Annotated in this window: 20 protein-coding genes; 9 read left to right on the forward strand and 11 right to left on the reverse strand. The window is 59.7% G+C overall.

What is annotated here, in order from left to right; translation table 11 throughout:
* Nucleotides 1-26: 26 nt before the first annotated feature.
* The 3 genes from AC0IYS_RS06265 to AC0IYS_RS06275 are packed head-to-tail and all read right to left on the reverse strand — an operon-like array spanning nt 27 to nt 3,339.
* Nucleotides 27-1,670 (reverse strand): sensor histidine kinase, encoded by a 1,644-nt coding sequence (locus tag AC0IYS_RS06265; protein ID WP_471704361.1) that lies wholly within the window; start codon nt 1,668-1,670, stop codon nt 27-29.
* Nucleotides 1,671-1,697: 27 nt separating this feature from the next.
* Complete coding sequence (locus AC0IYS_RS06270; RefSeq protein ID WP_471704362.1) at nt 1,698-2,111, reverse strand: type 2 periplasmic-binding domain-containing protein; 414 nt, start codon at nt 2,109-2,111, stop codon at nt 1,698-1,700.
* Nucleotides 2,112-2,124: 13 nt separating this feature from the next.
* On the reverse strand, nt 2,125-3,339 hold the full coding sequence (locus AC0IYS_RS06275; protein ID WP_471704363.1) for a porin: 1,215 nt from the start codon (nt 3,337-3,339) through the stop codon (nt 2,125-2,127).
* Between the two features lie 376 nt (nt 3,340-3,715).
* On the opposite strand from AC0IYS_RS06275, the gene argJ reads away from it, so the two are divergent.
* The 6 genes from argJ (at nt 3,716) to AC0IYS_RS06305 (ending at nt 8,299) form a co-directional block, all read left to right on the forward strand.
* On the forward strand, nt 3,716-4,951 hold the full coding sequence (gene argJ, locus AC0IYS_RS06280; RefSeq protein WP_471704364.1) for a bifunctional glutamate N-acetyltransferase/amino-acid acetyltransferase ArgJ: 1,236 nt from the start codon (nt 3,716-3,718) through the stop codon (nt 4,949-4,951).
* A 1-nt stretch (nt 4,952) separates the two neighbouring features.
* Nucleotides 4,953-5,840, forward strand: a complete 888-nt coding sequence (locus AC0IYS_RS06285) for an ATP-binding protein (RefSeq protein ID WP_471704365.1) — start codon at nt 4,953-4,955, stop codon at nt 5,838-5,840.
* Entirely contained in the window at nt 5,837-6,256 is a 420-nt protein-coding gene (locus AC0IYS_RS06290; RefSeq protein ID WP_471704366.1) for an NUDIX domain-containing protein, read from the forward strand. Before AC0IYS_RS06285 ends, AC0IYS_RS06290 begins: the two co-directional genes overlap by 4 nt.
* 131 nt (nt 6,257-6,387) lie before the next feature.
* Nucleotides 6,388-6,924: a DUF3455 domain-containing protein gene (locus tag AC0IYS_RS06295; protein WP_471704367.1), complete on the forward strand. Its 537-nt coding sequence runs from the start codon at nt 6,388-6,390 to the stop codon at nt 6,922-6,924.
* A gap of 104 nt (nt 6,925-7,028) precedes the next feature.
* Nucleotides 7,029-7,583, forward strand: coding sequence for a sigma-70 family RNA polymerase sigma factor (locus tag AC0IYS_RS06300; protein ID WP_471704368.1), 555 nt, complete (start codon nt 7,029-7,031; stop codon nt 7,581-7,583).
* Nucleotides 7,580-8,299, forward strand: coding sequence for an anti-sigma factor (locus tag AC0IYS_RS06305; RefSeq protein ID WP_471704369.1), 720 nt, complete (start codon nt 7,580-7,582; stop codon nt 8,297-8,299). Before AC0IYS_RS06300 ends, AC0IYS_RS06305 begins: the two co-directional genes overlap by 4 nt.
* Nucleotides 8,300-8,422: 123 nt before the next feature.
* Here AC0IYS_RS06305 and yacG read toward each other — a convergent pair whose 3' ends face one another.
* The 4 genes from yacG to AC0IYS_RS06325 form a co-directional block, all read right to left on the reverse strand.
* Nucleotides 8,423-8,596 (reverse strand): DNA gyrase inhibitor YacG, encoded by a 174-nt coding sequence (gene yacG / locus AC0IYS_RS06310; RefSeq protein ID WP_090316479.1) that lies wholly within the window; start codon nt 8,594-8,596, stop codon nt 8,423-8,425.
* A 9-nt stretch (nt 8,597-8,605) separates the two neighbouring features.
* Nucleotides 8,606-9,361, reverse strand: coding sequence for a cell division protein ZapD (gene zapD / locus AC0IYS_RS06315; RefSeq protein WP_471704370.1), 756 nt, complete (start codon nt 9,359-9,361; stop codon nt 8,606-8,608).
* 109 nt (nt 9,362-9,470) lie between these two features.
* Nucleotides 9,471-10,073 (reverse strand): dephospho-CoA kinase, encoded by a 603-nt coding sequence (gene coaE / locus AC0IYS_RS06320; RefSeq protein ID WP_471704371.1) that lies wholly within the window; start codon nt 10,071-10,073, stop codon nt 9,471-9,473.
* A 15-nt stretch (nt 10,074-10,088) separates the two neighbouring features.
* Nucleotides 10,089-10,964 (reverse strand): prepilin peptidase, encoded by an 876-nt coding sequence (locus AC0IYS_RS06325; protein ID WP_471708805.1) that lies wholly within the window; start codon nt 10,962-10,964, stop codon nt 10,089-10,091.
* 228 nt (nt 10,965-11,192) lie between these two features.
* Between AC0IYS_RS06325 and AC0IYS_RS06330 the strand changes: the two genes are divergently transcribed.
* Both AC0IYS_RS06330 and AC0IYS_RS06335 read left to right on the forward strand, forming a co-directional pair.
* Nucleotides 11,193-12,008: a sensor histidine kinase gene (locus AC0IYS_RS06330; RefSeq protein ID WP_471704372.1), complete on the forward strand. Its 816-nt coding sequence runs from the start codon at nt 11,193-11,195 to the stop codon at nt 12,006-12,008.
* A 367-nt stretch (nt 12,009-12,375) separates the two neighbouring features.
* Complete coding sequence (locus AC0IYS_RS06335) at nt 12,376-14,985, forward strand: hypothetical protein (protein ID WP_471704373.1); 2,610 nt, start codon at nt 12,376-12,378, stop codon at nt 14,983-14,985.
* Here AC0IYS_RS06335 and AC0IYS_RS06340 read toward each other — a convergent pair.
* A complete protein-coding gene (locus tag AC0IYS_RS06340; protein ID WP_471708806.1) occupies nt 14,982-16,232 on the reverse strand; it encodes an IS256 family transposase in 1,251 nt (416 codons plus the stop codon). The two genes, AC0IYS_RS06335 and AC0IYS_RS06340, sit on opposite strands and share 4 nt — an antisense overlap.
* A 238-nt stretch (nt 16,233-16,470) precedes the next feature.
* Here AC0IYS_RS06340 and AC0IYS_RS06345 point away from each other — a divergent pair, with 238 nt between their 5' ends.
* A complete protein-coding gene (locus tag AC0IYS_RS06345; RefSeq protein ID WP_471704374.1) occupies nt 16,471-20,409 on the forward strand; it encodes a hypothetical protein in 3,939 nt (1,312 codons plus the stop codon).
* A gap of 319 nt (nt 20,410-20,728) precedes the next feature.
* Here AC0IYS_RS06345 and AC0IYS_RS06350 read toward each other — a convergent pair whose 3' ends face one another.
* The 3 genes from AC0IYS_RS06350 to AC0IYS_RS06360 form a co-directional block, all read right to left on the reverse strand.
* Nucleotides 20,729-21,952, reverse strand: a complete 1,224-nt coding sequence (locus AC0IYS_RS06350; RefSeq protein ID WP_471704375.1) for a type II secretion system F family protein — start codon at nt 21,950-21,952, stop codon at nt 20,729-20,731.
* 25 nt (nt 21,953-21,977) lie between these two features.
* The gene (gene pilB, locus AC0IYS_RS06355; protein WP_471704376.1) at nt 21,978-23,717 is read right to left on the reverse strand and encodes a type IV-A pilus assembly ATPase PilB; all 1,740 of its coding nucleotides are present in this window, start codon (nt 23,715-23,717) and stop codon (nt 21,978-21,980) included.
* 155 nt (nt 23,718-23,872) lie between these two features.
* Nucleotides 23,873-25,159, reverse strand: a complete 1,287-nt coding sequence (locus AC0IYS_RS06360; protein ID WP_471704377.1) for an HlyC/CorC family transporter — start codon at nt 25,157-25,159, stop codon at nt 23,873-23,875.
* Between the last annotated feature and the right edge of the window lie 91 nt (nt 25,160-25,250).

Here is a 25,250-nt window from a genome sequence, read left to right on the forward strand (position 1 = left end):
CCAGCTCCGGTTTTTTTTCGTTCTTGCTAACGGGCGGGGTCGCGCTGCGGCGCGGAACGGGGCAATAGCATTCGCACCGACGTTCCCGCACCCGGCGCCGACGATACCGTAATGCGCCCGCCCAGCACCGCGTTGACGATGTTGTACACGATGTGCATGCCCAGCCCCGTGCCGCCCTGTCCCATGCGCGTGGTGAAGAAGGGATCGAACACCCGCCGCAACACCTCGTCCGTCATGCCGACGCCGTCGTCGCCGAACGTCAGCGCCACCATGCCGTCGGCCGCCGCTTCCGCGTGCACGGTGATGGTCCCGCCCTGGCCGGCCTCGAACGCGTGATTGAGCGCGTTGTTCATCAAGTTATTGAGCACCTGATACAGCCCGCCCGGATAGGAGTCGAAGCGCAATCCCTCCTGGACTTCCAGCACCACCTCGCAACCGGCCCGGCGCAAACGTGGCGTATAGGTGGCGATGGTGTCGCGCACCGCTTCCTGAAGGTCGAACTCGCGCCGCTGGTCGTTGGTCTGGTCGACGGCGATCTGCTTGAACGATGAAATCAGCTCCGCCGCCTTGTGCAGCGAGTTAGATATCAGCTCGCTGGCCATGCGCACCTCCTCCAGGTGCACGATCAATTCCGAACGGCGCAGCGCGCCGGCGGCGACATGGCTTTCGAAATCCTCGACGCGGTCGCGCAGCGAGGTCGAGGCCAGCAGGCTGTTGCCGATCGGCGTATTGAGTTCGTGCGCGATGCCCGCCACCAGCGATCCGAGCGACGCCATTTTTTCCGACGCCAGCAGCTCGACCTGCGTGCGCTGCAAGGTGGCCAGGGCGGCGCTCAAGTCGGCGTTGGCGCGTTCCAGCGCGGCCGAGCGCTCGGTCACGCGGCTTTCCAGCGAGATGTTGAGGTCTTTCAGATCGCGCTTGGCCTCGGACAGGCGCAGCTCCGAGTGCTCCAGCTGCGCGATGCGTTCGCGCAGCGCCGCGCTCATGGTGTTGAGGGCGCGCGCGAAGGCGGCGATTTCGTCGTCGCCGTCGACCGCCAGCGCCTTGCTGTAGTCGCCCAGTTCCATCTGCGCGGATTGCCCCATCAAGGCGTGCAGCCTGCGCCCGATGCCGTGGGTGAAGGCGTAGAACAGCAGCAGCCCGAAGGCCAGGCCGGCCAGCGAGATCACGCCGCCCTGCAGCATGACCTTGTCGCGCGCGTGCTTCAGGTCTTCCGTGGCAAGGCCGAAGTTGATGCTGCCGATGCGGTTATCCCGTAGCAGCAAGGGCGAACGCGCATGGAGCGTCGTGTCGCTGATGATGGTGTGGACACCCTTGAAACTGGTGCCGCCACCTTGTTTGAGGATCGCTGGCAGCGCCTCGTCGCGCTTGCCCACTTCGATGATCGGTTGTTCGTTTTCGTCCAGTATCAGCAGATAGCGCAGCAGGCTGTCGTCCGGGTCGGCCAGCATTTCGGCCAGATAGCCGTTCAGCTCCGGCAGGCGGCCGCGCGTGGCATAAGGACTGAGGGAGAGGTTGAGCGTGACCGCGTATTCCTGCGCGACCCGCTCGGCGTTGGTGCCTACCGCATGGTTCATCAGGCGGATGCTATTCCATATCAGCAGGCCGACCACCAGCGCCTGGATCACGGCACTGAGCAAAAGGAATTTGGCGCGCAGCGATAGGCTCACAGTGGTCGGCTCACAACGAATGAAGGTTTAAGGCAGCGTCAGAATCACCTTGACGGTATCGTCCACCGCGGACTTGTCAATATAACCGATCGCCTTGGGATCGGCGGCAACCGCCTTCTTTACTTCGGCGTTGCCGTTGTATTCCTTCGGCGGCGAGCCCTTGCCGGTGAACACCAGCTTGGACCACAGCGCCTTGACCTGCGCGGCGTCCTTGTCGGCAACCTTGCGGTAAAAGTCGGCGCGGATCGGCGAACCCTCGGCCTGGTCGACAGGCGTGAACAGCGTCGATTTACCGAGGAAGAATTGCGACGCCTGTTCCGAGAACATGCGGGTGGCCGGGTTTTTCTGGCTGACGATGACCACGGTTTCCGCCGACGCCGACAGCGCGAAGCAGGCCATGGTCACGGCGGACAGTGCGAGCGAGATAACGATTTTTTTCATGTGCGCTCTCCAATCAGAATACGAAGTCGAGCGAGGCGCCGACGACGGTGACGCTATTGCGGTAGCCGGCGGCCGGCGCGAAGATCAGCATGCCCGATTTGGTCTTGGGCTTGACGCGGTCCACTTGCACCTTGAGCGCCAGCGATTTGGCGAAGTCCCAGCGCACACCGACCAGGTCGGAGCTCTGTTCGGCCGACGTCAAGGTGCTGCGCACGGTCGACGACAGCACGCCCGCGCGCGGGAAGTTGGCCGGCAGGTTCACCGAGCTGCCGGCGTCCTTGGTGGCCGCGTGCGAGTAGTACGGCAGGAATTTGCCGAAGCGGTAGCCGGTCATGAAGTACCAGGCGTTGGTGTCCGGGATGTAGACCGGGTCCTTGGCGCGGCGCTGCGCGTACTCGGTCTGCACCAGGATGTTATTCCAGTCCATGGTCGCGCCGAGCGACGTGAAGGCGATCTTCTTGCCGTCGGTCAGATTGATGTCGCTGGCCAGTTGCGCGAAGCCGACCTGGCGCAGGGTCGCGCCCAGGCTGTTGATTGGCGCCAGATCCTTGATCTTCAAGTCGGCGCGGGCATGGCCGATGCGCACCGTGAACGGACCGTATTCGCCACCCAGGCTGATACCTGCTGCGGGCGCGCGGTAGTTGGCCACCGAGCCGGCGCCGGTCGGCACGAACAGCTTGCCGCGGCTGCGGCCGACGAAGGCCTGTCCGGTGAAATTGAAGTCGCCGAAGGCGCGCTGGTAGTTGATGTCGGCGCCGTCGGCGTTTTCCATCGGTTCCTGGCCGTACATCTCGATCGGTGGACGCATCATGGTGTTGGCGTAGCCGACGTTCTGGTAGTCCGAGATCAGGAAGATCGGCATGACGATGCGGCCCACGCGCACGCTCACCTCATCGTTCACGCGCGCCTTCAGGAAGCCCCAGGTCAGGTCGGTGGAGTAGCTGTCGCTGGTGGTTTTGCGGGTCAGCACCTGCACAGTGCCGGACAGCCAGTCGTTCATTTTGTAGGTCGCTTGCAGACCCAGGTTGGTATCGAGGCCGATGCGGGCCTTGTCGCCGACGCCTTCGGCCTGGTTGTAGCGGGCGAATTGCGCGTCGTCGGTGTTGCTCTTGGCGACGCCCAAGGTGCCGAAGCCACTGATGGTCAGGTTGCCGTCGTCCAGCGCGCCCGCGCTGGCGGTGGCGGCGAGGGCGGACAATACTGCCGCTACTAAAAGTTGCTTTTTCATGTGATCAAAATCCTTGGTCGTGTTCGATTTTTAGTTAGCTTGGTGTATGACAATGCGGGGGTGGGGCATTCGTTGCTCACGTTAAACTAATTTCTCAAATGCATGAAAGCGAAAGTAACAAAATGTACGACCGTGCTAAAAAGATGTGGTTTTTCCGCAAAAACTCCCATGGAATCATGGGCTTGTGTTGCAACGTTAAGATACTTTTTACGCATATTTATCAATTTCGCCAGTGATCCGACAACTTTGAGAGTGTGTGACCAATAGTTACTCACGCGCCTGACGGGTTCGCCGGTACCGGCGCGAAGGCATGCGCCGTTTTGCCTGTCAGGGATTACAATAGCGGCTCCCACTTTCCACCCACGAGATCACTTATATGGCCGTCAATTCCCCTCTGCCCCTTGCCTCCGCACTCAAGCCTGTCGCCGGTGTCGAAATCGGTTTCGCCGAAGCCGGCATCAAGAAGCCGAACCGCAAGGACGTGCTGGTGTTGAAGGTCGCGCCGACGGCCACCGTGGCGGGCGTGTTCACGCTGAACCGCTTCTGCGCCGCGCCGGTGCAGATCGCCAAGGCCCACCTGGCCGCCGCCAAGGAAAGCGGCAAGCCGATCGCCGCGCTGCTGATCAACACCGGCAACGCCAACGCCGGCACCGGCGAACTGGGTCTGTCGCTGGCCAACGAAACCTGCGCCGCGCTGGCCGCGCAACTGGGCTGCGAACCGTCGCAGATCCTGCCGTTTTCCACCGGCGTGATCCTCGAGCCGCTGCCGGCCGCCAAAGTGATCGCCGGCCTGCCGCAAGCGATCGCCGGCCTGAAGGCCGACAACTGGTACAACGCGGCCGAAGCCATCATGACCACCGACACCCAGCCCAAGGCCGGCTCGCGCACCGTCACCATCGGCGGCCACACGGTCACCATGAGCGGCATCAGCAAGGGCGCCGGCATGATCAAGCCGAACATGGCCACCATGCTGGGCTATCTGGCGCTGGACGCCAAGGTCGCGCAGCCGGTGCTCGACGTGCTGGTCAAGCAGGTCGCCGACCAAAGCTTCAACTGCATCACCATCGACGGCGACACCTCGACCAACGACTCCTTCATGCTGATCGCCACCGGCGCCGGCACCCTGGAAGTGAACTCGGTCGACTCGCCGGCATACGCCGAACTGGCCGCCGCCGTCACCGAGCTGTCGCTGTTCCTGGCGCAGGCCATCGTGCGCGACGGCGAAGGCGCCACCAAATTCATCACCATCACGGTTGAAGAAGGCGAAAGCGTCGAGGAGTGCCGCAAGATCGCCTACTCGATCGGCCACTCGCCGCTGGTCAAGACCGCGTTCTTCGCCTCCGATCCTAACCTGGGCCGCATCCTGGCCGCCATCGGCTATGCCGGCGTGGATCTGGACGTCGGCAAACTGAATCTGTACCTGGACGATGTCTGGGTCGCCAAGAACGGCGGCCGCAATCCGGACTACAAGGAAGAAGACGGCCAGCGCGTGATGAAGCAAAGCGAAATCACGGTGCGCGTCAAGCTGGCGCGCGGCGCGGCGGCGGCCACCGTCTATACCTGCGACCTGTCGCACGACTACGTGAGCATCAACGCCGACTACCGCTCCTGAGATGGCGACGCCCCTCGAACAATTCCTGGTGCGCGCGGAGGCCCTGCTGGCGCGCGTGGAGGCGGTGCTGCCCCAGGCGCCGCGTGAACCCGACTGGAAGCTGGGCTTCGCCTTCCGCTGGCGCAAACGCAGCGGCGGCGGCGCCAGCTACCTGCAGGCGGTGGCGCACGTGTCGCCGATCGCGCTGGACGACTTGCAGCATATCGGCCCGCAGAAAGAGCAGATCGAGCAGAACACGCGCCAGTTCGTGCAAGGCAGGCCGGCCAACAACGTGCTCCTGACGGGCGCGCGCGGCACCGGCAAATCGTCGTTGATCAAGGCGTGCCTGAACCAGTTCGGCAAGGACGGCCTGCGCCTGATCGAAGTGGACAAGGCCGATCTGGCCGAGCTGCCGGACATCGTCGACATTGTCGCCGGACGGCCGGAGCGCTTCATCATCTTCTGCGACGACCTGTCGTTCGAAGAGGGCGAGAGCGGCTACAAGGCGCTGAAGGTGGCACTCGACGGCAGCATCTCGGCGCAGTCGGACAATGTGCTGATCTACGCCACCTCCAACCGCCGCCACCTGATGCCGGAGCGGATGTCGGACAACACCAGCTACAAGCATGACGAGGATGGCGACCTGCATCCCGGCGAAACGGTGGAGGAGAAGATTTCGCTGTCGGAGCGCTTCGGTCTGTGGCTGTCGTTCTACCCGTTCAAGCAGGATGACTACCTGGCCATCGTTGGCCACTGGTTGTCGTCGCTGGGCTGCACCGAGGCGCAGATCGAGGCGGCGCGCGGCGACGCCCTGCGCTGGGCCTTGCAGCGCGGATCGCGTTCGGGCCGGGTGGCGTGGCAGTTCGCCAAGGATTACGCCGGCAAGCTGCCGCAGGACGGCAAGGCATGAGCGGCGGCGAAGCGAAGATCAAACCGGTCGATGTCGCCGTGGGCATCCTGATGAAGCCGAATGGTGACGTGCTGCTGGGTCAGCGTCCGGCCGGCAAGCCGTACGACGGCTACTGGGAATTCCCCGGCGGCAAAGTCGATCCGGGCGAAACGATACTGGAGGCGCTCAAGCGCGAGTTCGTCGAAGAGCTGGGCCTCACGATCAACAGCGCCGACGAATGGTGCGGCGTCGAATACGTGTACCCGCACGCGCACGTGCGACTGCATTTCTACATCAGCCGCGATTGGGAAGGCGAGCCGCAAAGCCTGGAAGGGCAGGCGTTCGCGTGGCAGGGTACGGTGGGTGTCGAACCGCTGCTGCCGGCGACGATCCCGCTGCTCGAATGGCTCGACGTCGTCCGCGCCGAGCAAACTTAACTTCCGTACACTCCGGATTTGCTGCTGCAAAATATATTTGCATCCGGCTGCATCCAAACTCTGCGCTCGCGTGTAGTACTGACATCAACGGGACAATCCCGCTGGTTCTCACTACTACTCAGGAGCCTGCCATGCAAATCCAACAATCCGCCGCCATCCTCGCCGCCGCCGTCCTGCTGTCCGCTTGCGCCAGCGCCCCGACCTTCGACCAACAGGCTTTGCCGGCCGCCGTACAGGTGCCAGCAGGTAATAAGGTTGCCATGGAAACGGTGGGCGCCGGCGATATCACCTACGAATGCAAGGCCAAGAAGGACGCCGCCGGCCAGTTCGAATGGACCTTCGTCGGCCCCGACGCCGTCCTGAACGACCGCAGCGGCATGAGCGTCGGCAAATACTTCGGCCCGCCGGCCACGTGGCAGAACAACGATGGCTCCAAGCTCACCGCCACCCAGGTCGCGGTCGCTCCGGCCGGCGCCGGCAATATTCCATCGCAACTGGTCAAGGCCAACCCGGCCATGGGCAGCGGCGCCATGACCGGCGTCACCTACATCCAGCGCGTCGCCACCAAGGGCGGCGTGGCGCCGGCCAGCGCTTGCGCCGCCGCCAACCTGGGCGCCAAGGAAACCGTGAAGTACCAGGCCGACTACATCTTCTGGAAAGCCGCGTAATTCCGTTGCGGAGCCGGCGGTTGGGCGGATGTGATCGGCTATAATCGGCCGACACTCAGCAGAACACCGCCGGGCCGCGCCCACCCTTTTTTTCCTGATTGCTGATGCCGAACGCCCCGGACGGTTTTGACTACGACGCCGCGCTGCACGCCTGTGCCAAAGGCGACCAGCGTGCCTTGCAGCGCCTGTATGAACAGGACGGCCGCCATTTGTTGGGCGTGGCGCTGCGCATCGTGCGCCGCCGCGACGTGGCCGAGGACGTGCTGCACGACGCCTTCGTCAGCATCTGGCAAAAAGCCGCCAGCTTCGATCCGCAACGCGGCGCGGCGCGCGGCTGGATTTTTACCGTCGTGCGGCATCAGGCGCTCAACACGCTGCGTTCGCGCGAGCGGGAAGTGTATGTCGAGGCTGACACGCTCGACGCCTTGCAGGAAGACCGGACCGATACCGTGGCCGAACAATTTGAACTGCAGGCCAGCATGGGCCGCTTGAACGATTGCCTGAGCCATCTGGATAGCGCCAAGCGCAACAGCATCGTCTGCGCCTATGTCGACGGCTGCAGCCACAGCGAAATCGCGACGCGGCTGAACGCGCCGCTGGGCACGGTCAAGGCCTGGCTCAAGCGCGGCCTGGCCGCATTGCGGGAGTGCATGGGATGAACGAATCACTGGAGCAATTGCAGCAGCTGGCCGGCGAGTACGTGCTGGGCACCTTGCCGCTGGCGGCACGCCTGCAAGTGGAGCGCCGCATGCAGGACGAGCCGCTGCTGCGCGCAGAAGTCGATGCATGGGAGCGCCGCCTGCTGCCGCTGACGGCGCTGGCCGAGCCGGTCGAGCCGTCGCCGAAACTGTGGCCGCGCATCGTCGGCAATCTGCGTCCGCAAGCGGTGACCGATGCCGGCGGCTGGCGCCGCTGGTGGGACGATCTGCGGCTGTGGCGCTCGCTTGCGGGCCTGGCGATGGTCGCGACCTTCGTGTTGGCCAGCATCGTGCTGGTGCGTCCCGATCCGGCGCAGCCCGCCTATATGGTGGTGCTGGTGTCGCCGCAGGAACGCAACGCCGGCTATGTGGTGCAGGCCAGTCTGAACAATCAACTGACCTTGACGCCGCTCGAAGGCACGCCAGTGCCGAGCCAGAAATCGCTGCAGTTCTGGACCAAGGGAAAAAACTGGGGCAAGCCGGAATCGCTGGGATTGGTGACGCCGAACCAGCCGCTGAAGGTAGCGCTGGGCAAGCTGCCGCAGGTCGAAGCCGGACAGCTGTTTGAAATCACGCTGGAGCCGGAAGCCGGTTCGCCGACCGGCCGTCCAACCGGTCCGATCCTGTACATCGGTAGGGCCGTCAAGGTGATGCAAGCAAACCCGCGTTCTACGTAGGGCGGATTAGGCGGAACGCCGTAATCCGCCATCTTCGAGCCGCCTGCAGAGCAGGCATGGCGGATTACGCTGCGCTAATCCGCCCTACGTGTAACCGTAGCCCATCGCGTTGAACGAACCAGTTTACTCTTCTTCCAACGGATCTTTGGGCGGCGCGGCGGGGATGGCGTACTTTTCCTCGGCCCAGGCGCCGAGATCGATCTGTTTGCAGCGTTCCGAACAGAACGGGCGATACTTATTCTCTTCCTTCCACTCCACTTTGGCGGAGCAGGTAGGGCAGTCAACTACGGTGGCCATGATAATTCTTCAGAAGTTACAGAGTGTGAGCTCGAATGGTACATCATCTTCCAGCGCCTTGGGTTTCAGGTCGCCGCCCTGGGTGGTAAAGCGCACCCACAGCATGTACTTGTTGGCCGAGATCTCGGGGATAGCGCCCATCGATTCGTCCAGCGTCAAACGCAGCATCTGATAGACCTTGCCCTGCAACATTTGCTGATAACTGCCGGCGACGGCGATCATCTTGACCGGGCCGCCGGAGTCGCGCAGCAGGCGCAGCACCAGCGCCAGCGCGTCGAACAACGGCGCCAGCGGCGCGAACCAGATGGCGATGTCGTTGAAGCGCTGCTCGGCCGGGCGCTTTTGCCAGGCGTAATACGAAGGCAAATCGAATTCGCAGGCGCCGCCGGGAATGATGGTGCGGCCACGGATGCTCATCAGCCATTCGTTGTCGCGCACGTTCTGGCCGGTCTTGCCCTGGGCCGCGACCAGCGCGCTGCTCACACCGTCGAGCTCGGCAAGGATGGCGTCCAGGGTTTCGGTCTGGACATTCGGATTCATGCGGTAGCCCAGCAGGCTTTGACGCTGGCGTTCCAGCTCTTGCAGCAGGTCGGATTTCAGGTCGGCGCGGCCGGCCACTTCCAGCATATCGAAGATCGTCGACAGCGCGACGTGATGCTGCATCGGATGTTCCTGATGCACAAAGAATTTGAATTTCTCGTACAGATCCTCTAATCGCAACAACGTGCGGATGCGCTCGTTGAAAGGATATTCGTAGACAATCAAAATAACATCCCTCTATTGGTGGACCTGCGGTGAATTCACGTGATTCTGAAGCAAGCCAAGCAAAAATACAAACGTTGCAGAGGTATTGTTACCGTTCTTTTTGAAAATGCTAGCGAATTTTCATGTAGAGAGCGTGTAAACGGTCGATTTGCGGCCCCAAAGCGGCGATTCCGTCGTTATTCTCGATAATGTCGTCGGCGGCGGCCAACCGTTGCGCGCGGCTCGCCTGGGCCGCCATGATGGCCAGTACCTGCGGTTCCGGCAAATTGTTACGCGCCATTACGCGGGCAATTTGCACTTCCTCGCGGCAGTCGATCACCAGCACGCGCGCCACGCGGGACCGCCACGTGTCGGACTCGACCAGCAGCGGCACCGCGTAGATGACGTAGCTGCCGGTCGCGGCCGCGCCGGCCGCCAGCGCGCCGTCGCGGATGCGGGGATGGAGGATGGCTTCCAGGCGCGCCTTGGCGCCGGCGTCGGCAAACACCAGCTGGCGCATGCGCGCGCGGTCGAGCGCGCCGGTCGCGTCGGCGAACTCCGGGCCGAATTCGGCGACGATGGCCGGCATGGCCGGGCCGCCGGGCGCCGTCAGGCCGTGGGCGATGAGGTCGGTGTCGACGATGCTGGCGCCGCGCTCGGCGAACATATTGGCCACCGTGGTCTTGCCGCTGCCGATGCCGCCGGTCAGGCCGATGGAGAAAGGGGCGCTCATGCTGTGGCTTTGCTCTTAATAGTAAGGATAGACGACGCGGGTGAAGGCGGTCAGCGGCTCCCGGTACAGGAAGGTGATCAGGCCGGCGGCCGCCAGATACGGGCCGAACGGAATCTGGTAATCGAAGCCGCGCCGGTTCGCCACCATCAGCACGATGCCGGTCACCGCACCGACCAGCGAGGCCATCAGCACGATGGCGGGCAAGGTCGCCCAGCCCATCCACGCGCCCAGCGCGGCCAGCAGCTTGAAGTCGCCGTATCCCATGCCTTCGCGGTGACGCACCAGTTTATACACCCAATAAATGGTCCACAGCGCCAGATAGCCCGCCGCCGCGCCGACCACCGCATCGTGCAGCGACACGTAGGTGCCTTTGATGTTGATCAGCAGGCCGGCCCAGATCAGCGGATAAGTCAGGTCGTCCGGCAGCAATTGGGTGTCGGCGTCGATGAAGGTCAGCGCGACCAGGAAATACAGGAAGCACAGGCCGCCGAGGCCCTGCCAGCCGGTGCCGAGCTTCCACACCACCAGCGCCGACAGCACGCCGGTCAGCAGCTCGATGGCCGGGTAGCGCGGCGAGATCGGCGCCTTGCAGTTGCTGCACTTGCCGCGCAGGACCAGATAGCTGACGACCGGGATGTTTTCCAGCGCGGTGATCTGGTGGTGGCAATGCGGACAGGCCGAGCGTGGCACCATCAGGTTGTAGCGTTCGGTGTGGACTTCCGGCTTGCCGGCTTCGACGGCGCAATAGTTGTCCGACTCGTTCTGCATCATCCTCGGCAGGCGGTGGATGACGACGTTGAGGAAGCTGCCGATCAGCAGGCCGAACAGGCCTGCGATCAGGCTGATGGCCAGGTCGGCGGCGGGGGCGAACAGCAGCGGCGATTGCGGCATCGTGTCGAGCATACGGGGTCAGCGGCCCTGGGCGGGCGGGTAGGTGGTCACAGGCCCATATTAAAGCATCACGGCAACATCGCGGGGCGTTTTTCTGGACGTGCGGCGCCGGACGGTCCGCGCGGCGCCTCCCTCGTTGGGGATATGGGAAGGATATTGAAATGATGGCAATGTGCGGGGACCGCATATCGAAATTAATATTACCACCTACGCCGCACGGAGCCGTTCTTGCTGTTGTTCCTACAGACACCTTTATTTGTGATGCTTGGACTGATCCTTGAATGCTTGCTGCTGGGCGTTTTATTCCGGATTTGCCTGCGCAACTTCGGGCGCCGCTACGAGTCCCGCCTCAAGCAACTGGAGGAGCGCGAGCACGCAGCCTTCGCTCTGCACGACACGCTGCTGCAAAACATGCAAGGCGTCCTGCTGCGAGTGCAGAGCGTCGGCCAGCGGCTACCCGATGGCAGCGCCGAGCGCGACACCATTGAAGCGATACTCGACCAGGCCGACGAAGTGCTGGCCGACGGCCGCCATCAGGTATTGACCCTGCGCACGCCGCTGATCTACGGGGACAATGTGAGCCAGGCGTTCGCGCAGGTCGGGCATTCGCTGCGGGACAGTTTCAAGACGCCCTTTCGGATGATCGTCACCGGCCGGGCGCTGCCGCTCGATGGCGAATTCGGCGAGGAGATTTTCCGGATCGGGCGCGAGGCGCTGTTCAATGCGTTTCAACACGCGCAGGCAGGTCACATCGAGCTGGAGCTGGCGTATGGCTGCGAATACTTTTCGCTGTTCGTGCGCGACGACGGCAAGGGCATCGACGCGGCGCCGGTGCCTGACGCGGGCTATCGCGGCCTGGCTGGCATGCGCAGTCGGGCCGAGCGCATGGGCGGGGGCGTTGAGGTGTTGAGCTTGCCCGAGCGCGGGACGGAAGTGATTCTCAAGGTGCCGGGCAAAGTGTGCTACGTGCCGCATGGCGGGCGCGGAGGGCGCTGGCGGCAAAGGCTCGCGGCCTGGCTGGGCCGCACCGAGTCGCGCGGATGACTATGACCAATGAACTCGGCGCTACCCAAGGAACAACTCGGAAACGAGTAAGGCGGATTTAGATCAGGAATGTCAGCTTGCCCGAGGCTGCGGTAGCGTAACGGTACGGCAGCGGATTGATACTGCCAAGCGCATGTAATTCATCACGCTCGAAGACGAGGTTGGTACTCTGAACGTGATCTACTGGTCGGGCCTTAGTTAGATGATAGGCGAGCCTCTTGGCGTTTATTGCATCTGGCGTAGCGACAGGCGCTACGCACTTGGTCAGAAAACGAATGCTCCGCCTTAGTCATCTGCTCGGTAAAATCCCGACAAAGTCCCGAAATATCCACTAACGTTGGCAGCGGGCTCGGACTATGTTCACCGTATGCTGACCAAACAGCGCGTAACTGATATCCTGACCAAATTACGTCGGCCTCCAGTTATGGAACTTACTCCAAATATGAGCACTGCCAAAGATCAAGATGAACCATCCCAAGCAATTAAAATTGATAAATTGCGGGCCTCAAAAGCAGGCCATGCTTTTCATGAAGCTTGGGCAGCGCGAACAGCGCTGGAACTTCTCCCGCCGTCGACAAGCTTGACCGCCATTACGCTGGAAGGTTTCGATATACAGGACGAGGAGTCGCTCGGCGATGATGCGGTTGAAATTGCAGATCTCGTTCGCTACTATGGTGCCACTGATATCGCCCACTCTCGTCGAGTTGCAGTTGTTCAGTTTAAGTATTCTATTGCTAAAGCAGATACCGCAGTACGTGCTGCGGATTTTGAACAGACACTAAAAAAATTTTCCATTACTGATACTCAATTACGGACACAGCATGGCGATGAACATGTCCTTTCTGTTGTCAAATACGAGTTCGCCACAAATCGACCAATTCATGAGAACTTGGATAGGGCGGTATGCACGTTGATAAGTGGCGGCTTAATGTCCGGCGACGTGAAAAGTCAAGCTGACCGCATTCAGCTTGCGTTAGCGGGTTATTCCTTCCCAATTGCTGAGCTATTACAACGAGTTGATTTAGTCGGTGGGAAAGGGAGTCTGAAGCAGGCAGAGCATTCGGTTGCGACAATGTTGGCATCTTGGAGCGAGCCTAGCGACCCTGATGCGGAGAAGCGCTTGCTCAAGCTACAAAGTCTCGTAAGGGGGAAAGCTGGCCCGGGAAGCGAGACGGATAAGCGAATTGATCGTGTCGCTGTTTTAGCTGAACTAGGCGTAGACCACGAGGATCTGCTTTACCCAACACCAGATGCGTTCCCACATGTTGCTGTAGTCGTCCAGCGCGCCATCCTCGACGATCTTGTTGTTTGTGCTCGAACTGCGGAGGCGCCGGTTGTAGTTCACGCAGCTGGTGGGATGGGAAAGACGGTCCTGATGCAGGGACTGGCTGAGCGCTTAAGCGTTGACGGCTCTGTCGTCCTATTTGATGGCTTCGGTGCGGGTCGTTGGCGAGATCCCGCCGACGGCCGACATTTGCCAGAGCGAACACTGGTGCATTTGGCAAACCTTCTTGCGGGCTACGGCCTGTGTGATATTTTGCTCCCTTTCACTGATATAACGGGGTTGGTGAGAGCATTCAGGCGAAGGATCACTCAAGCTGTTGCGACAGCTCGGTCGGTTGATGTCAACGCAACAGTTTCATTGCTATTGGACGCTATTGATCATGCGGCCATTGCGGCGATCGATACTGCTACAGTGTCCTTCGCGCATCTACTATTGCGCAGTCTGACAGCCGATCCGATTGATGGTGTTCGCGTCGTTGTATCGTGTCGAACCGAACGGTTGGAGCTTGCAGTTGGCAATATATTGCATCGGTCTTTTTCCATTCCTCTGTTCACGGAAGCAGAAATAAATGCCCTCGTCACCAAGCGCGTTGCTGACGCTTCATCGGTCGAGATCGCGTCGCTATCGATGCGATCAGGCCAGAATCCCCGGTGTCTCGATAGTCTGATCACAACAGGTCGACCTTTCGATCCTTGGATGTCGCCCGATGAGCCCGTTGAGCCTAGCGAATTGCTTGATACCTTGCTGCAAAAGCGTCTTGCCGACGCACGTGAAACGGCGCGTATTCGAGGTGCGAGTGATCAGGAAATTGATATGTTGCTCGCTGGGGTGGCGTTGCTGTCGCCACCTGTTCCAATAGAGGAGCTTGCAGCTGCGAATGGCATGGTTACGGCACAGGTGGAAAGTTTTGTAGCTGACCTTTATCCACTAATTGAACGAACGCCGCATGGCCTAATGTTTCGGGATGAACCAACCGAGACATTAATTCGAAAAAATTATGGCAATGATCAAGCTGCACGAGATCAGATCGTAAAGGTGCTTCAGGAGCGACAGCTCGAATCAAACTATGCATCGAGGGCGTTGCCGGGGTTACTGACTTCACTGCGCTATGCAGAGCAGCTGACCGAACTGGCATATGACCTCCGCGTGCCGCGAGGAGCCTCGCTTGTCAGCATACGAGAGATCCGCTTGTCACGAATTACTGCGGCAATCGCATTGGCTGCTAAAAGGGAGAAGTACGACGATCTGTGGCGTCTATTCATGGAGGCGTCTTTAGTGGCAGCTGGACATGAGAGATCGGATCGACTGCTGTATGAATACCCAGATCTAGCCGCAATATCTGATGATGCCGACGCTTTGCGGCGGCTGTCCGCGACCAAGATCGGATGGCCTGGTGGGAAGCATGCCGCACTGGCGCTTGCGGCGTCTTTTTCCGGCAACTACGAGGAGGCTCGTCGCCATTCTCGTCGATCAATTGATTGGTTTAATTGGTCGGTACAAAAGAAACGTAACACTGGGTTAAGACAAAGCAATGTATCGAACAATTGGGATGATATCGGCTTCGCATATGTCTCAATGCTGACCGGTAGCGATGTTAAAGTGGCAGAGTTTTTCATTTCACGGGGGGAAGAAGCAAGCTTTTTGAAGTTCCGGACGTGTAAGAAATTCTGTGTGTGCGGGGCCGGGTTTTAGTTAATCGCGTTCGTGAAGCGTTCGCCAAACATGATGGCAAACTGATTGGCCGCCAGCTTCCAAGTCCGCTGCGGCATCTTCCAATCTTTTTCGATATTGCGCAAGGCCAGGAACAGCAGTTTGGTCGCTGCCTCGTCGCTGGGGAAGTGCCCACGGTTCTTGACGATCTTCCTCAGACGCATATGCAGGCTCTCGATGGCGTTGGTGGTATAGATAATGGTGCGCACCTCCGGCGGGTAGGCAAAGAACGGAATCACCTGCTGCCACTGGCGCCGCCACATGGCTGCGACGGTCGGGAATTTCATCCCCCACGGCCCCGCCTCAAACTCGTCCAGCGCCGCTGCAGCCAAGTCGGCATTGGCGGCTTGGTAGACCGGCTTCAGAGCCGCCGCCAGTTCTTTGCGGTCCTTCCACGACGCCAACGTGGTCGAGTTGCGGATCAGGTGCACGATGCAGGTCTGGATTTGTGCCTGAGGATAGACGGCCTCTATGGCCTCAGGGAAGCCGCGCAGGCCGTCAACGACGGCGATCAGGATATCGTCCAGCCCACGGTTCTTGAGCTCGTTAAACACCTTCAACCAGAACTTGGCGCCCTCGGTCTGCTCGATCCACAGCCCCAGCACTTCCTTGCGGCCGTCAGCGCGTATGCCCAACGCCAGGTAGACCGCCTTATTCTTGACTGTGCCTTCGTCGCGGATTTTCAAGCGCAGCGCGTCGAAGTAGACGATGGGATACATCGGCTCCAACGGACGCTGCTGCCACTGGGTCACTTCCTCAATGACCTCGTCCGTGATGGTCGAGATCAGCATCGGCGACACCTCGGTGCCGTACAACTCCAGCAGATGTCCCTGGATCTCGCGCACGCTCATGCCGCGCGCATACATGCTGATCACATGATCATCGAAGCCCGGCATGCGCCGCTGGCCTTTGGCCACCAATTGCGGCTCAAAGCTGGACAGCCGGTCACGTGGAATGTCGAGGTGCAGCTCTCCGCCCGGTGCCAGCACCTTCTTGGGCGTGGTGCCGTTTCTATGATTCTTGCTGGTCGCGTCCTCGTTGGCCAAGTGATGCGTCAATTCGGCCGCCAGCATTCGCTCCGCCAGCATCTTCTTGAGCTGGCCAGCTAAGCCAGTCTCACCGAGGATCGACTCGGCGTTCTTGTCCTGAACCTGGGCCAGCAGTTGGTCGATCAGCTCAACTGGGAATGGATATGGCTCTTTCTTTTTGCGAGGTTTCTTCGTGGTCATCGTGTCGGTCATGGAACATCCCTTTCGGTATTATTTCATGACCCCGGTTCACACAGAAATTCTTACAGGCTCGAAGTTCCGAGATTTGTTTGATCTTCTGGAGCGGCATCGACAGTCTCCGCACCCTCCCAATATACAAATCGAAGCCCGCCTTGCAAGATGCCGCTCGTCTGCCCGATCACTATACGCAGCCGCGCTTTGGTTCACCCACCCGGCCGGCCCTCACACGAAAAATATATTGAAGGCGCTTGCTACCGCTCCTTCCGCTGCGGAGAAAGGTGAAGGACTTAACGCTGCGGCTGTCTTCGCTGCTGCTCGCGCGGCGGGACTTGGCATGGATGCAGAGGCAAGAGGCATCCTTTCTGGAACTGTTCTTAAATTAAAATCGGTCTATGATTTTTCCAGTCCATACCTATTGGATAGTTCGATCCATGTATCGGTTTTAGCTGCCGGCATCAATGCTGTGCTGTCTAAAAGGCGGGCGGCATTGATCGATTTCGTGCCCAACGAATTAGCGGAATTGGCATCAGTGAGTGTCAGGTCTCGTGGGAACGGGGTATTCATCGCAGCCCTCAAGCAGAAGCTCGCGGCACCGACTTATAACGGTGGGCACTCGCGGCGCAAACGGCACGCCGTGGATGAGGAAAAAAGGTCGAACTATTCCCGAGCATTCGACAATCGCATTTTTCCGCTATTGAGCTACGCACAATATGTTGCATTTATCGTTCGACCGCCAGCAGGAAAAAAACGCCGCGAGATGCTCGTTGCGGCGGTCGATCAGCTCAGGCATGACGTTGATAAGGCATCAAGTTATCCGTATCGGGATGGAAAGGCATATGTTGCTAGAACTGGCTTACGGATAATTTTCGATGTCGCCGATGCCGTAGGAGCGCTCGATGAAATTGTCACCAAGAGTTTAGTTGAATGGGTGATCAGCCTGCCAGGGATTCATACTCCCGAGCTTATTTATTTGGTCACGCGCCTTTCACGTCATCAGAAATGCCATGATGCGGCGTTGGATCTTGCGGCACATGCGGATCGTCAGATACAGCTCGGTACGGATATCAGCGCCAGGATTACTTCATACGGTGATCTTGCCCGTGCGGTCTGGCGTGTCAGCGTCGAGGAGGCCGCTGCCTATTTTAGGCTGGCGCTCGATCTCGCGGGTGCGATTGGGTCGGATGACTTCAACCGTACCAACCATTTACTGGCGATCGCCGGCCACTATTCAGGCCCTGAGCTTCCGAGTGAGGCGTCGCATACACTTGCTCGGATTCTGGAGCTAAATCAGCATGAGGACAGCAAATTTCCTTGGACCGAATATGCTCAAGCAATGGTGTCCACTGCGGGCTTGGAAACATTAGCGAAGCTTGCGCGGCAAGATGATCGAGGCGCCGCGCGATTTGGGCTTTCGCTGGGACCTGCGTTGACAATTCTTGTTCGCAATTCCAAGTTGTCAGCCGAGACTGCCGTCGCATTATTTGGATTAGCGGCACCTATTGAGACGTGGACGTGGCATATCTCGGATTTCGCTTCAGAGATTGCTAGCCGTTTAAGTCCAGCGCGCAAAGAATGGTTCTTCAACTTGTTGTTGATCGAAATCGATCGGTTGGATCAATTGTCTCCATCAAAGAATACGATTGATGTGCTTGCGAGACTCGCCAAAGAAAGTCTTACAACAGGTTCCCCAGCGCGGTCAAGGATTGAAGCACTGCAAAAACGGCTCCGATCCGATTCAGAGTCAGGAACTGCGATAAACCCTGTAAAGACGGGACCGGCGTCTGCGCTTTACTCAGTAGATATCGGTGATCCGGATGAGATTGACCGCCAGATTCTCAATGATGGAGAAGACGACAACGAACGTCGGTGGCCATCTTTGACATTGACGCGGATGGCCCAACAGGTCAGCAGCCCCTCTGACCGTCTCCGCTACGTACGTGCGGTTGTCGAAACCAATGCTGCCACGCTTGCCGATAAGATCCGAGCATTGGACGACTATCTTCCAGAGTGGGAGAGATCGTCCCGAGCAATGCGGGACGAGTTGCCAACGCTTGGACTTCGCTTAGCCAAGAAGCACGCGCTTGAACTCGCTGGCTCTGATTACGAGGCGTCGATTGGCTGGGCTGGGATAGAGCAATATTTTCATTCCAATCGGCGATTACTTGTCCAGCATGCAGTAATAGCATTGCGTAATACGGCTGAAAACCTCAGCGGCGACAGCTGGCTACTACTAGCGTCGAAGCTTGCGCCTGAAGTAAATCTACCAGCATTTGCTGGAGGACTGGAACGCTTTTTAAATAGTACCGGGGAAAAGCTTCCCAACGAAGTTGGGGACGGACCTTGGCAGGTTGGTTTCCAAGTGGCTGCGAATGAAGCGATGTTTCTCGCATCATTGTTGTGGGCAAGATTGGGACACCCTGTCGCGACAATGCGTTGGCGCGCCGCACATACAGTTCGCCGGTTGGTGGCCATAGACCGCTTTGATGTTGTAGATGCACTCTTGATGCGCTTTAATTTTAGGTCAGGCCTGCCATGCGCCGATGCAAAGCTTCCATTTTATTCAATGCATGCCCAACTCTGGCTACTGATCTCTTGTGCTCGTATTGCCAAGGATTCAGCTCAGGGCCTGGTTAAGCACCTCACCATATTTGAGGAGATTGCATTTTCTACGACGTTCCCACATGTTGTAGTACGCTCTTTTGCGATCGACATCCTCAAAGAGTTGGAGTCGTTGCTAGGGGGCGATGAGCGTGCAGCGCTCCGATCAAAATTAGCGACTGCCAATCGATCAGCTTTCGCTATGGTCACTCGGAAGGAGCTGGGCGAGCTCTGCTATAAACCCAGACCCGGTTCTTGCCCGACAGAAGATGGCGCGTTTCGCCTCGACTACGATTTCAACAAATACCAAGTCGATCGCTTGTGTAGAGTGTTTGCCTGCCCTGGTTGGGAAATTAGTGATCGAATTAACTCTTGGGTAAGACGTTGGGATACCAAAATCGGCACAATGAACGACTGCCCGCGATCTGGTGATTACGATTACGAGGGTACGTCATCATCCTACGTGCCGGCACGCGATCGATATGGCGGTTATCTCGGATGGCACGCCTTAATGCTGGTAGCGGGGGAGCTCCTTTCAACTCGGGCAGTCGTTGAGGAGGCATGGGATACCGATGCCTGGAATCATTTCTTGCAGGCTTATATATTGTCACGAGATGATGGGGCATGGATTTCGGATCTAACCGATCTGTTCCCCTTGGATCTTGCGGAGTTCTCTGATTTGTCTATGCCGGAGTGCGGACAATCCGGTACTCTGCGAGAGGACCGTAAGCTTTTATTGCCTTTGCTTGGCGTGTCAGATGGCGTTGCGATTGGTGAAAATCTTTTGGTCTCGGGCCGTTGTTCGCTTGGAGCCGATCTAACGTTGACAGTCCAAAGCGTAATAGCTAACGCGCATGATGCGAAGGCCACAGCCATGACATGGCTGTCTGCCGATCAGATATTTCGCTGGTTGCCACACGATAGGTCTGAGATCGCTCGTCACTTCGGGCGTCGCGGCCATACCGTGAGACCTTGGCTCGATGAGATGGAAAATGCCGAGTACCGCCTTGATCAGCATGATATCTATGGGGCGAGTAGCGCATTAGACCGGCCATTTCCGGCGCGGTGGACACAAAAAAAGCTAGGCTTAATCCAAGAGGACCCAGTTGTAAGATCTTGGCGACGCGATGGCAGTCCGGCCTACTGCGCGCAGGCTTGGGGAGCTGAAGGCGGACGTGGTGATTCTGCCTGGAGCAAGACCGGTTCTCGGTTGTTCGTCAGCAGAGGTGCTTTGCTCGCGCTGCTTCAATCATGCAGACGCAAGCTAGTCATATCAATTCAGCTTCGGAAATATTACAGTGCCAAGTCAGGGGCGCGTAATGGGGATAGTGGTTCTTTTAGTTACCGTTCCTTATTGATTATCGTAAATGAGGATGGAGAAATCTGGGTACCGCGTGGCCTTAGTGCCCACGCGAAAAAAGCGATTGCGACCCTCAGCCCAGATAGTCGACACGATTTTTATCCGAGATTTCGCGCCATCGCCGGACTACCTGATGAATGGAAGTTAAAGCGTATTCAAGGACAATTCACTGAAGTGCAAATTCGGATGATGAGCAAGCTCTTTGAAAGTGAAGAATAGTCTATATGGTCATGTCAGCAACTGTGCCGTAGTAGGGAAGATATTTATCAGGACTAAGCTCCGTTTAGGTAGCGGTCAGTCTGTCGCAAGTTGTTTCCGATCCTGGGGCTGGCCACAAGCGATACGGCCTGATCGCTGGCCAACTTCAGCGGCAGTCTGAGCGATCCCCTAAATTGCAGAGCCCCAAACATAATCTGACTGACAATTTCAGATGAGCTACAGTGCGGGGGATACCTCAAACTGCCACGCGGCTGCGTAGCTTCAGCGTTGATGCCGAAACTCGATTGAGGCCGGCATCCGAGTTTGCGCGGTTCTCGCCTTAAACCACCGACCCCAACTTGAATATCGGTAAATACATCGCCACCACCAGCCCGCCGATCAGCACGCCCAGGATCACCATGATCGCCGGCTCCATCAAACTCGACAGCGACGCCACGGCCTCGTCCACTTCCTCTTCATAGAAATCGGCGACCTTGCCCAGCATGGCGTCGAGCGAGCCCGATTCCTCGCCGATGGCGACCATCTGCGTGACCATGTTGGGAAACACCTCGACGTTCTGCATCGCCACCGTCAGGCTGGTGCCGGTGCTGACTTCGTTTTGGATCTTGCGCGTGGCGTCCAGGTACACCGCGTTGCCGGCGGCGCCGCCGACCGAGTCGAGCGATTCGACCAGCGGCACGCCGGCGGCAAACATCGTCGCCAAGGTGCGGGTCCAGCGGGCGATCGTGGCTTTGCGAATGACCTCGCCGAACACCGGCAGTTTGAGCAGCAGCTTGTCCATGAAGCGCTGCATTTGCAAGGAGCGCTGCCACGCCCGGAAGAACAGATACAGCCCCATGCCGATGGTAAAGAAGATCACGTGCCACCACGTCACGAAGAACTCCGACAGCGCCATGACGAACAAGGTCGGCGCCGGCAGGTTGGCGCCGAAGCTGGCGAACACTTCCTTAAAGGCCGGCACCACCCAGATCATGATCACCGCCGTGACAACGAACGCCACCGCGAGGATGGACACCGGATACATCAGCGCCGACTTGATCTTGGCCTTCATGGCCAAGGTCTTTTCCTTGTAAATCGCCAGCCGCGTCAGCAGGTCCTCCAGGATGCCGGCCTGTTCGCCGGCGCCGACCAGGTTGCAGAACAGCGGGTCGAAGTACAGCGGGAATTTGCGGAAAGCCTGGTTCAGGCTGGTGCCGGTTTCGATGTCGGCGCGCAGGTCCATCACCAGCTTGGAGACGGACGGGTTGGCGTGGCCCTTGCCGACGATGTCGAACGATTGCAGCAGCGGCACGCCGGCCTTCATCATCGTCGCCAGCTGGCGCGTGAACAGCGAGATGTCCTTGTCGGTGATGCGCTTGCCGCTGCGGTAGGCCTTCTTCTTGACCTTGGTGACCATGATGCCTTGCCGGCGCAACGTGACGTTGACCACCGCTTCGCCGCCGGCGCGCATCTCGCCGCGCACCGTCTTGCCGGTCTTGTCCTTGCCTTCCCAGGCGAAGATCATTTCCTTGACCTGGTTGCCCGCGTTGCCCGAAGTCGCCATGATCGTTGTCCCCCTTGTTCACTGCTTATTCGTTGGTACAGCCGAGCACTTCTTCCAGGCTGGTCAGGCCGTTCCTGACCTTCACCAGCCCCGACTGGCGCAGCGACTTCACGCCTTCCTCCTCGGACTTGGCGGCGATTTCCATCGAGTTGCCGTGCGCGAGGATGATGCTTTCGATGGCCGGCGTGATCGGCATGATCTGGTAGATGCCGACCCGGCCCTTGTAGCCGCCGCCGTTGCAGCGCTCGCAGCCGACCGGACCGTACGGCTTCCAGCTGCCGTCCAGCTCGTGCGGCCTGAAGCCGGCCTTGAGCAGCAGGTCATGCGAGATCTCGACCGGCTGCTTGCAGTTGCACAGCCGCCGTGCCAGCCGCTGCGCCGTGATCAGTATCACCGACGAGGCGATGTTAAACGGCGCCACGCCCATGTTCATGAGGCGCGTCAAGGTCGATGGCGCATCGTTGGTGTGCAAGGTGGAAAAGACCATGTGCCCGGTCTGCGCCGCCTTGATGGCGATGTCGGCCGTCTCCAGGTCGCGGATCTCGCCGACCATGATGATGTCCGGATCCTGGCGCAGGAAGGACTTCAGCGCCACCGGGAACGTCAAGCCGGCCTTGTCGTTGACGTTGACCTGGTTCACGCCCGGCAGGTTGATCTCGGCCGGGTCCTCGGCGGTGGAAATGTTGATGCCGGGCTTGTTGATGACGTTCAGGCAGGTGTACAGCGACACCGTCTTGCCCGAGCCGGTCGGGCCGGTCACCAGCACCATGCCGTACGGGCGCTGGATGGCGTCGAGCAGCAGTTCCTTCTGGTCCGGGTCGTAGCCGAGCGCGTCGATGCCCATCTGCGCCTGCGTGGCGTCGAGGATACGCATGACGGTCTTCTCGCCGAACAAGGTGGGCAGGGTCGAGATGCGCAAGTCGACGGTCTTGGTCGGCGAAACGATCAGGCGCATGCGGCCGTCCTGCGGCACGCGCTTCTCCGAGATGTCGAGCTTGGCGAGCACCTTGATGCGCGAGACCAGCTTTTCCTTGATCGAGATCGGCGGCTGGGCGTGTTCCATCAGCACGCCGTCGACGCGGAAGCGCACCCGGTAGAATTTCTCGAACGGTTCGAAGTGCAAGTCCGACGCGCCCATGTTGACGGCGTCCATCAGCATCTTGTTGAGGAAGCGCACCACCGGCGCGTCCTCGACATCGTTGGTGGCCGACTCGGCCGCCGCCGTCACCGCCGCCGCCGCGCTTTCCTCCTCGGCGAACTGGATGTCCGCGTCGTCGCCGGCGAGGTCGGAGATGCTTTGTTCGCTGCTCTTGTTGAGCCGGGCCAACAACTGCAGCAGCGCATCGTGCGCCACGATGACCGGCTCGACCGTGGACTCGGTCTGGAACTTGATCTGGTCGAGCGCTTGCAGATTGGTGGGATCGGAAATGGCCACCGACATCTTGTTGCCGCGCTTGGCCAGGGCGATGACGCGCTGGGCCTGCATCAGCTTGTTGTCGATGGCCTTGGCCGGCAACGCGTCGACGTTGAGCGTGGCCACATCGATCAGCGGGTAGGCGAACGTTTCGGAGCAAAAGGCGGCGAGGGCGCGGGCGTCGATGACGCCGCTAGAGAGCAGCACGTCGATGAAGGCCTGCTTGTCGAGCACGGCCTTTTTTTGCAATGCCTCGGCTTGCATGGCGGAGAGCCGTCCGGCTTGCAGCAACGCGCGCGCCAGTCCCGGCATCGGGGCGCCTGGCGCGGCGTTGGGGAGGACTGCTGCCATAGAAGCATCTATCTTGATAGGGGGCGGGCGGTCAAAGAATCATGCTCTTGAGCATTAATTTTGTAAAGCCTTGTCGTCTATTTGTCGCTGCCAAGAAACGATTGTACGCCCGGGTGTTGCGTTAGCCACATGGGCTTGGCAATCAGACACCGCGTTTAACCGCGTTTCGTGCCCGGACGTATCAATTTGACGACCTTGATCGATTGATCATGCGCCTGGATCACCTCGATGATGCAGTTGCCGATTTTGATACTGATCGGCGCCTCTGGAATTTCCTGCAACAGTTCGAGCAGCATGCCGTTCAGCGTTTTGGGGCCGTCGAGCGGGAAGTTCAGGCCCAGGCGTTTGTTGACGTCGCGCAGCGCGGTGGCGCCCTCGAGCAGGCACTCGCCCTGCTCGTTCCAGGCGAAGCTGTCGGCGCGGGCGTCGCCCGGCATCGACGTCGTGAATTCGCCGATCATTTCCTCGATGATGTCGTCCAGCGTCACCAGTCCCTGCACTTCGCCGTATTCGTCGACGATGATGCCCAAGCGCTCCTTGCGCTCCTGGAAGTACTGCAGCTGGGTGAAGACGCCGGTGTCCTGCGGAATGAAGTAGGGCGTGGTCAGCAGCGCGCGGAAATGTTCGACCGTCAGTTCTTCTTCCTGGTTCAGCAGCGCCACCGCCTTGCGCACGTGCAGGATGCCGACGATGCGGTTGATCTCGCCTTCGTAGACCGGCAGCTTGTTGTGGTAGCAGGTGGTCAGCTCGCGCTTGATCCCCTCGACCGACTGTTCCAGGTCGAGCGCCTCGATCTGCGAGCGCGGCGTCATGATGTCCTCGACGACGATGGTTTCCAGGTCGAACAGGTTGAGCAGGATGCTCTTGTGCTTTTGCGGAATGAAGTTGCCGCCCTCGAGCACGATCGAGCGCAGCTCCTCCGGCGACACGCGCTCGTCCTGCAGGTGGGCGCCGGCCTTGGTGCGGAACAGCCGCAGCACTTGCGTGACGAACAGGTTGACGAACCACAGCACCGGCTTGAACAGCGCCATAAGCGGCCGCAGCACGACGCTGGTGGGCAGCGCGATGCGCTCCGGATAGGTGGCGCCGATCATCTTCGGCGAGATCTCGGCGAACACGATCAGCAGGAACGCCACCACGCCGGTTGAGATGATGATGACGTTGTCGTCGTGGCCGAAGTATTCGATGGCGATCGACGTCACCAGCGCCGTGGCCATGGCGTTGACCAGCGTGTTGGCGATCAGGATCAGCGACAGCAGCTTATCGGTGCGGTCGAGCAGCCACAAGGTGGTGATCGCGGCGCGGCTGCCGCGTTTGGCCTCGTGGCGCAAGCGATAGCGGTTGGCCGCCATCAGGGCGGTTTCGGCCATGGCGAAAAAGGCCGAGCACAAAATCAGGAGGGCGAGTGCAAGCAGTTGCACCCATAGGGGCACGGTATCCAATTGTCACCGTAAAGAGTCTGGAAAACTGGTCGCCGTGCAGCGGTTGCAGGCCCAGAGCGTTATCAGCTTGGAATTTTAAGGCATGGATGAG

It is taken from the genome of Duganella sp. AC237 (genome assembly GCF_979254035.1).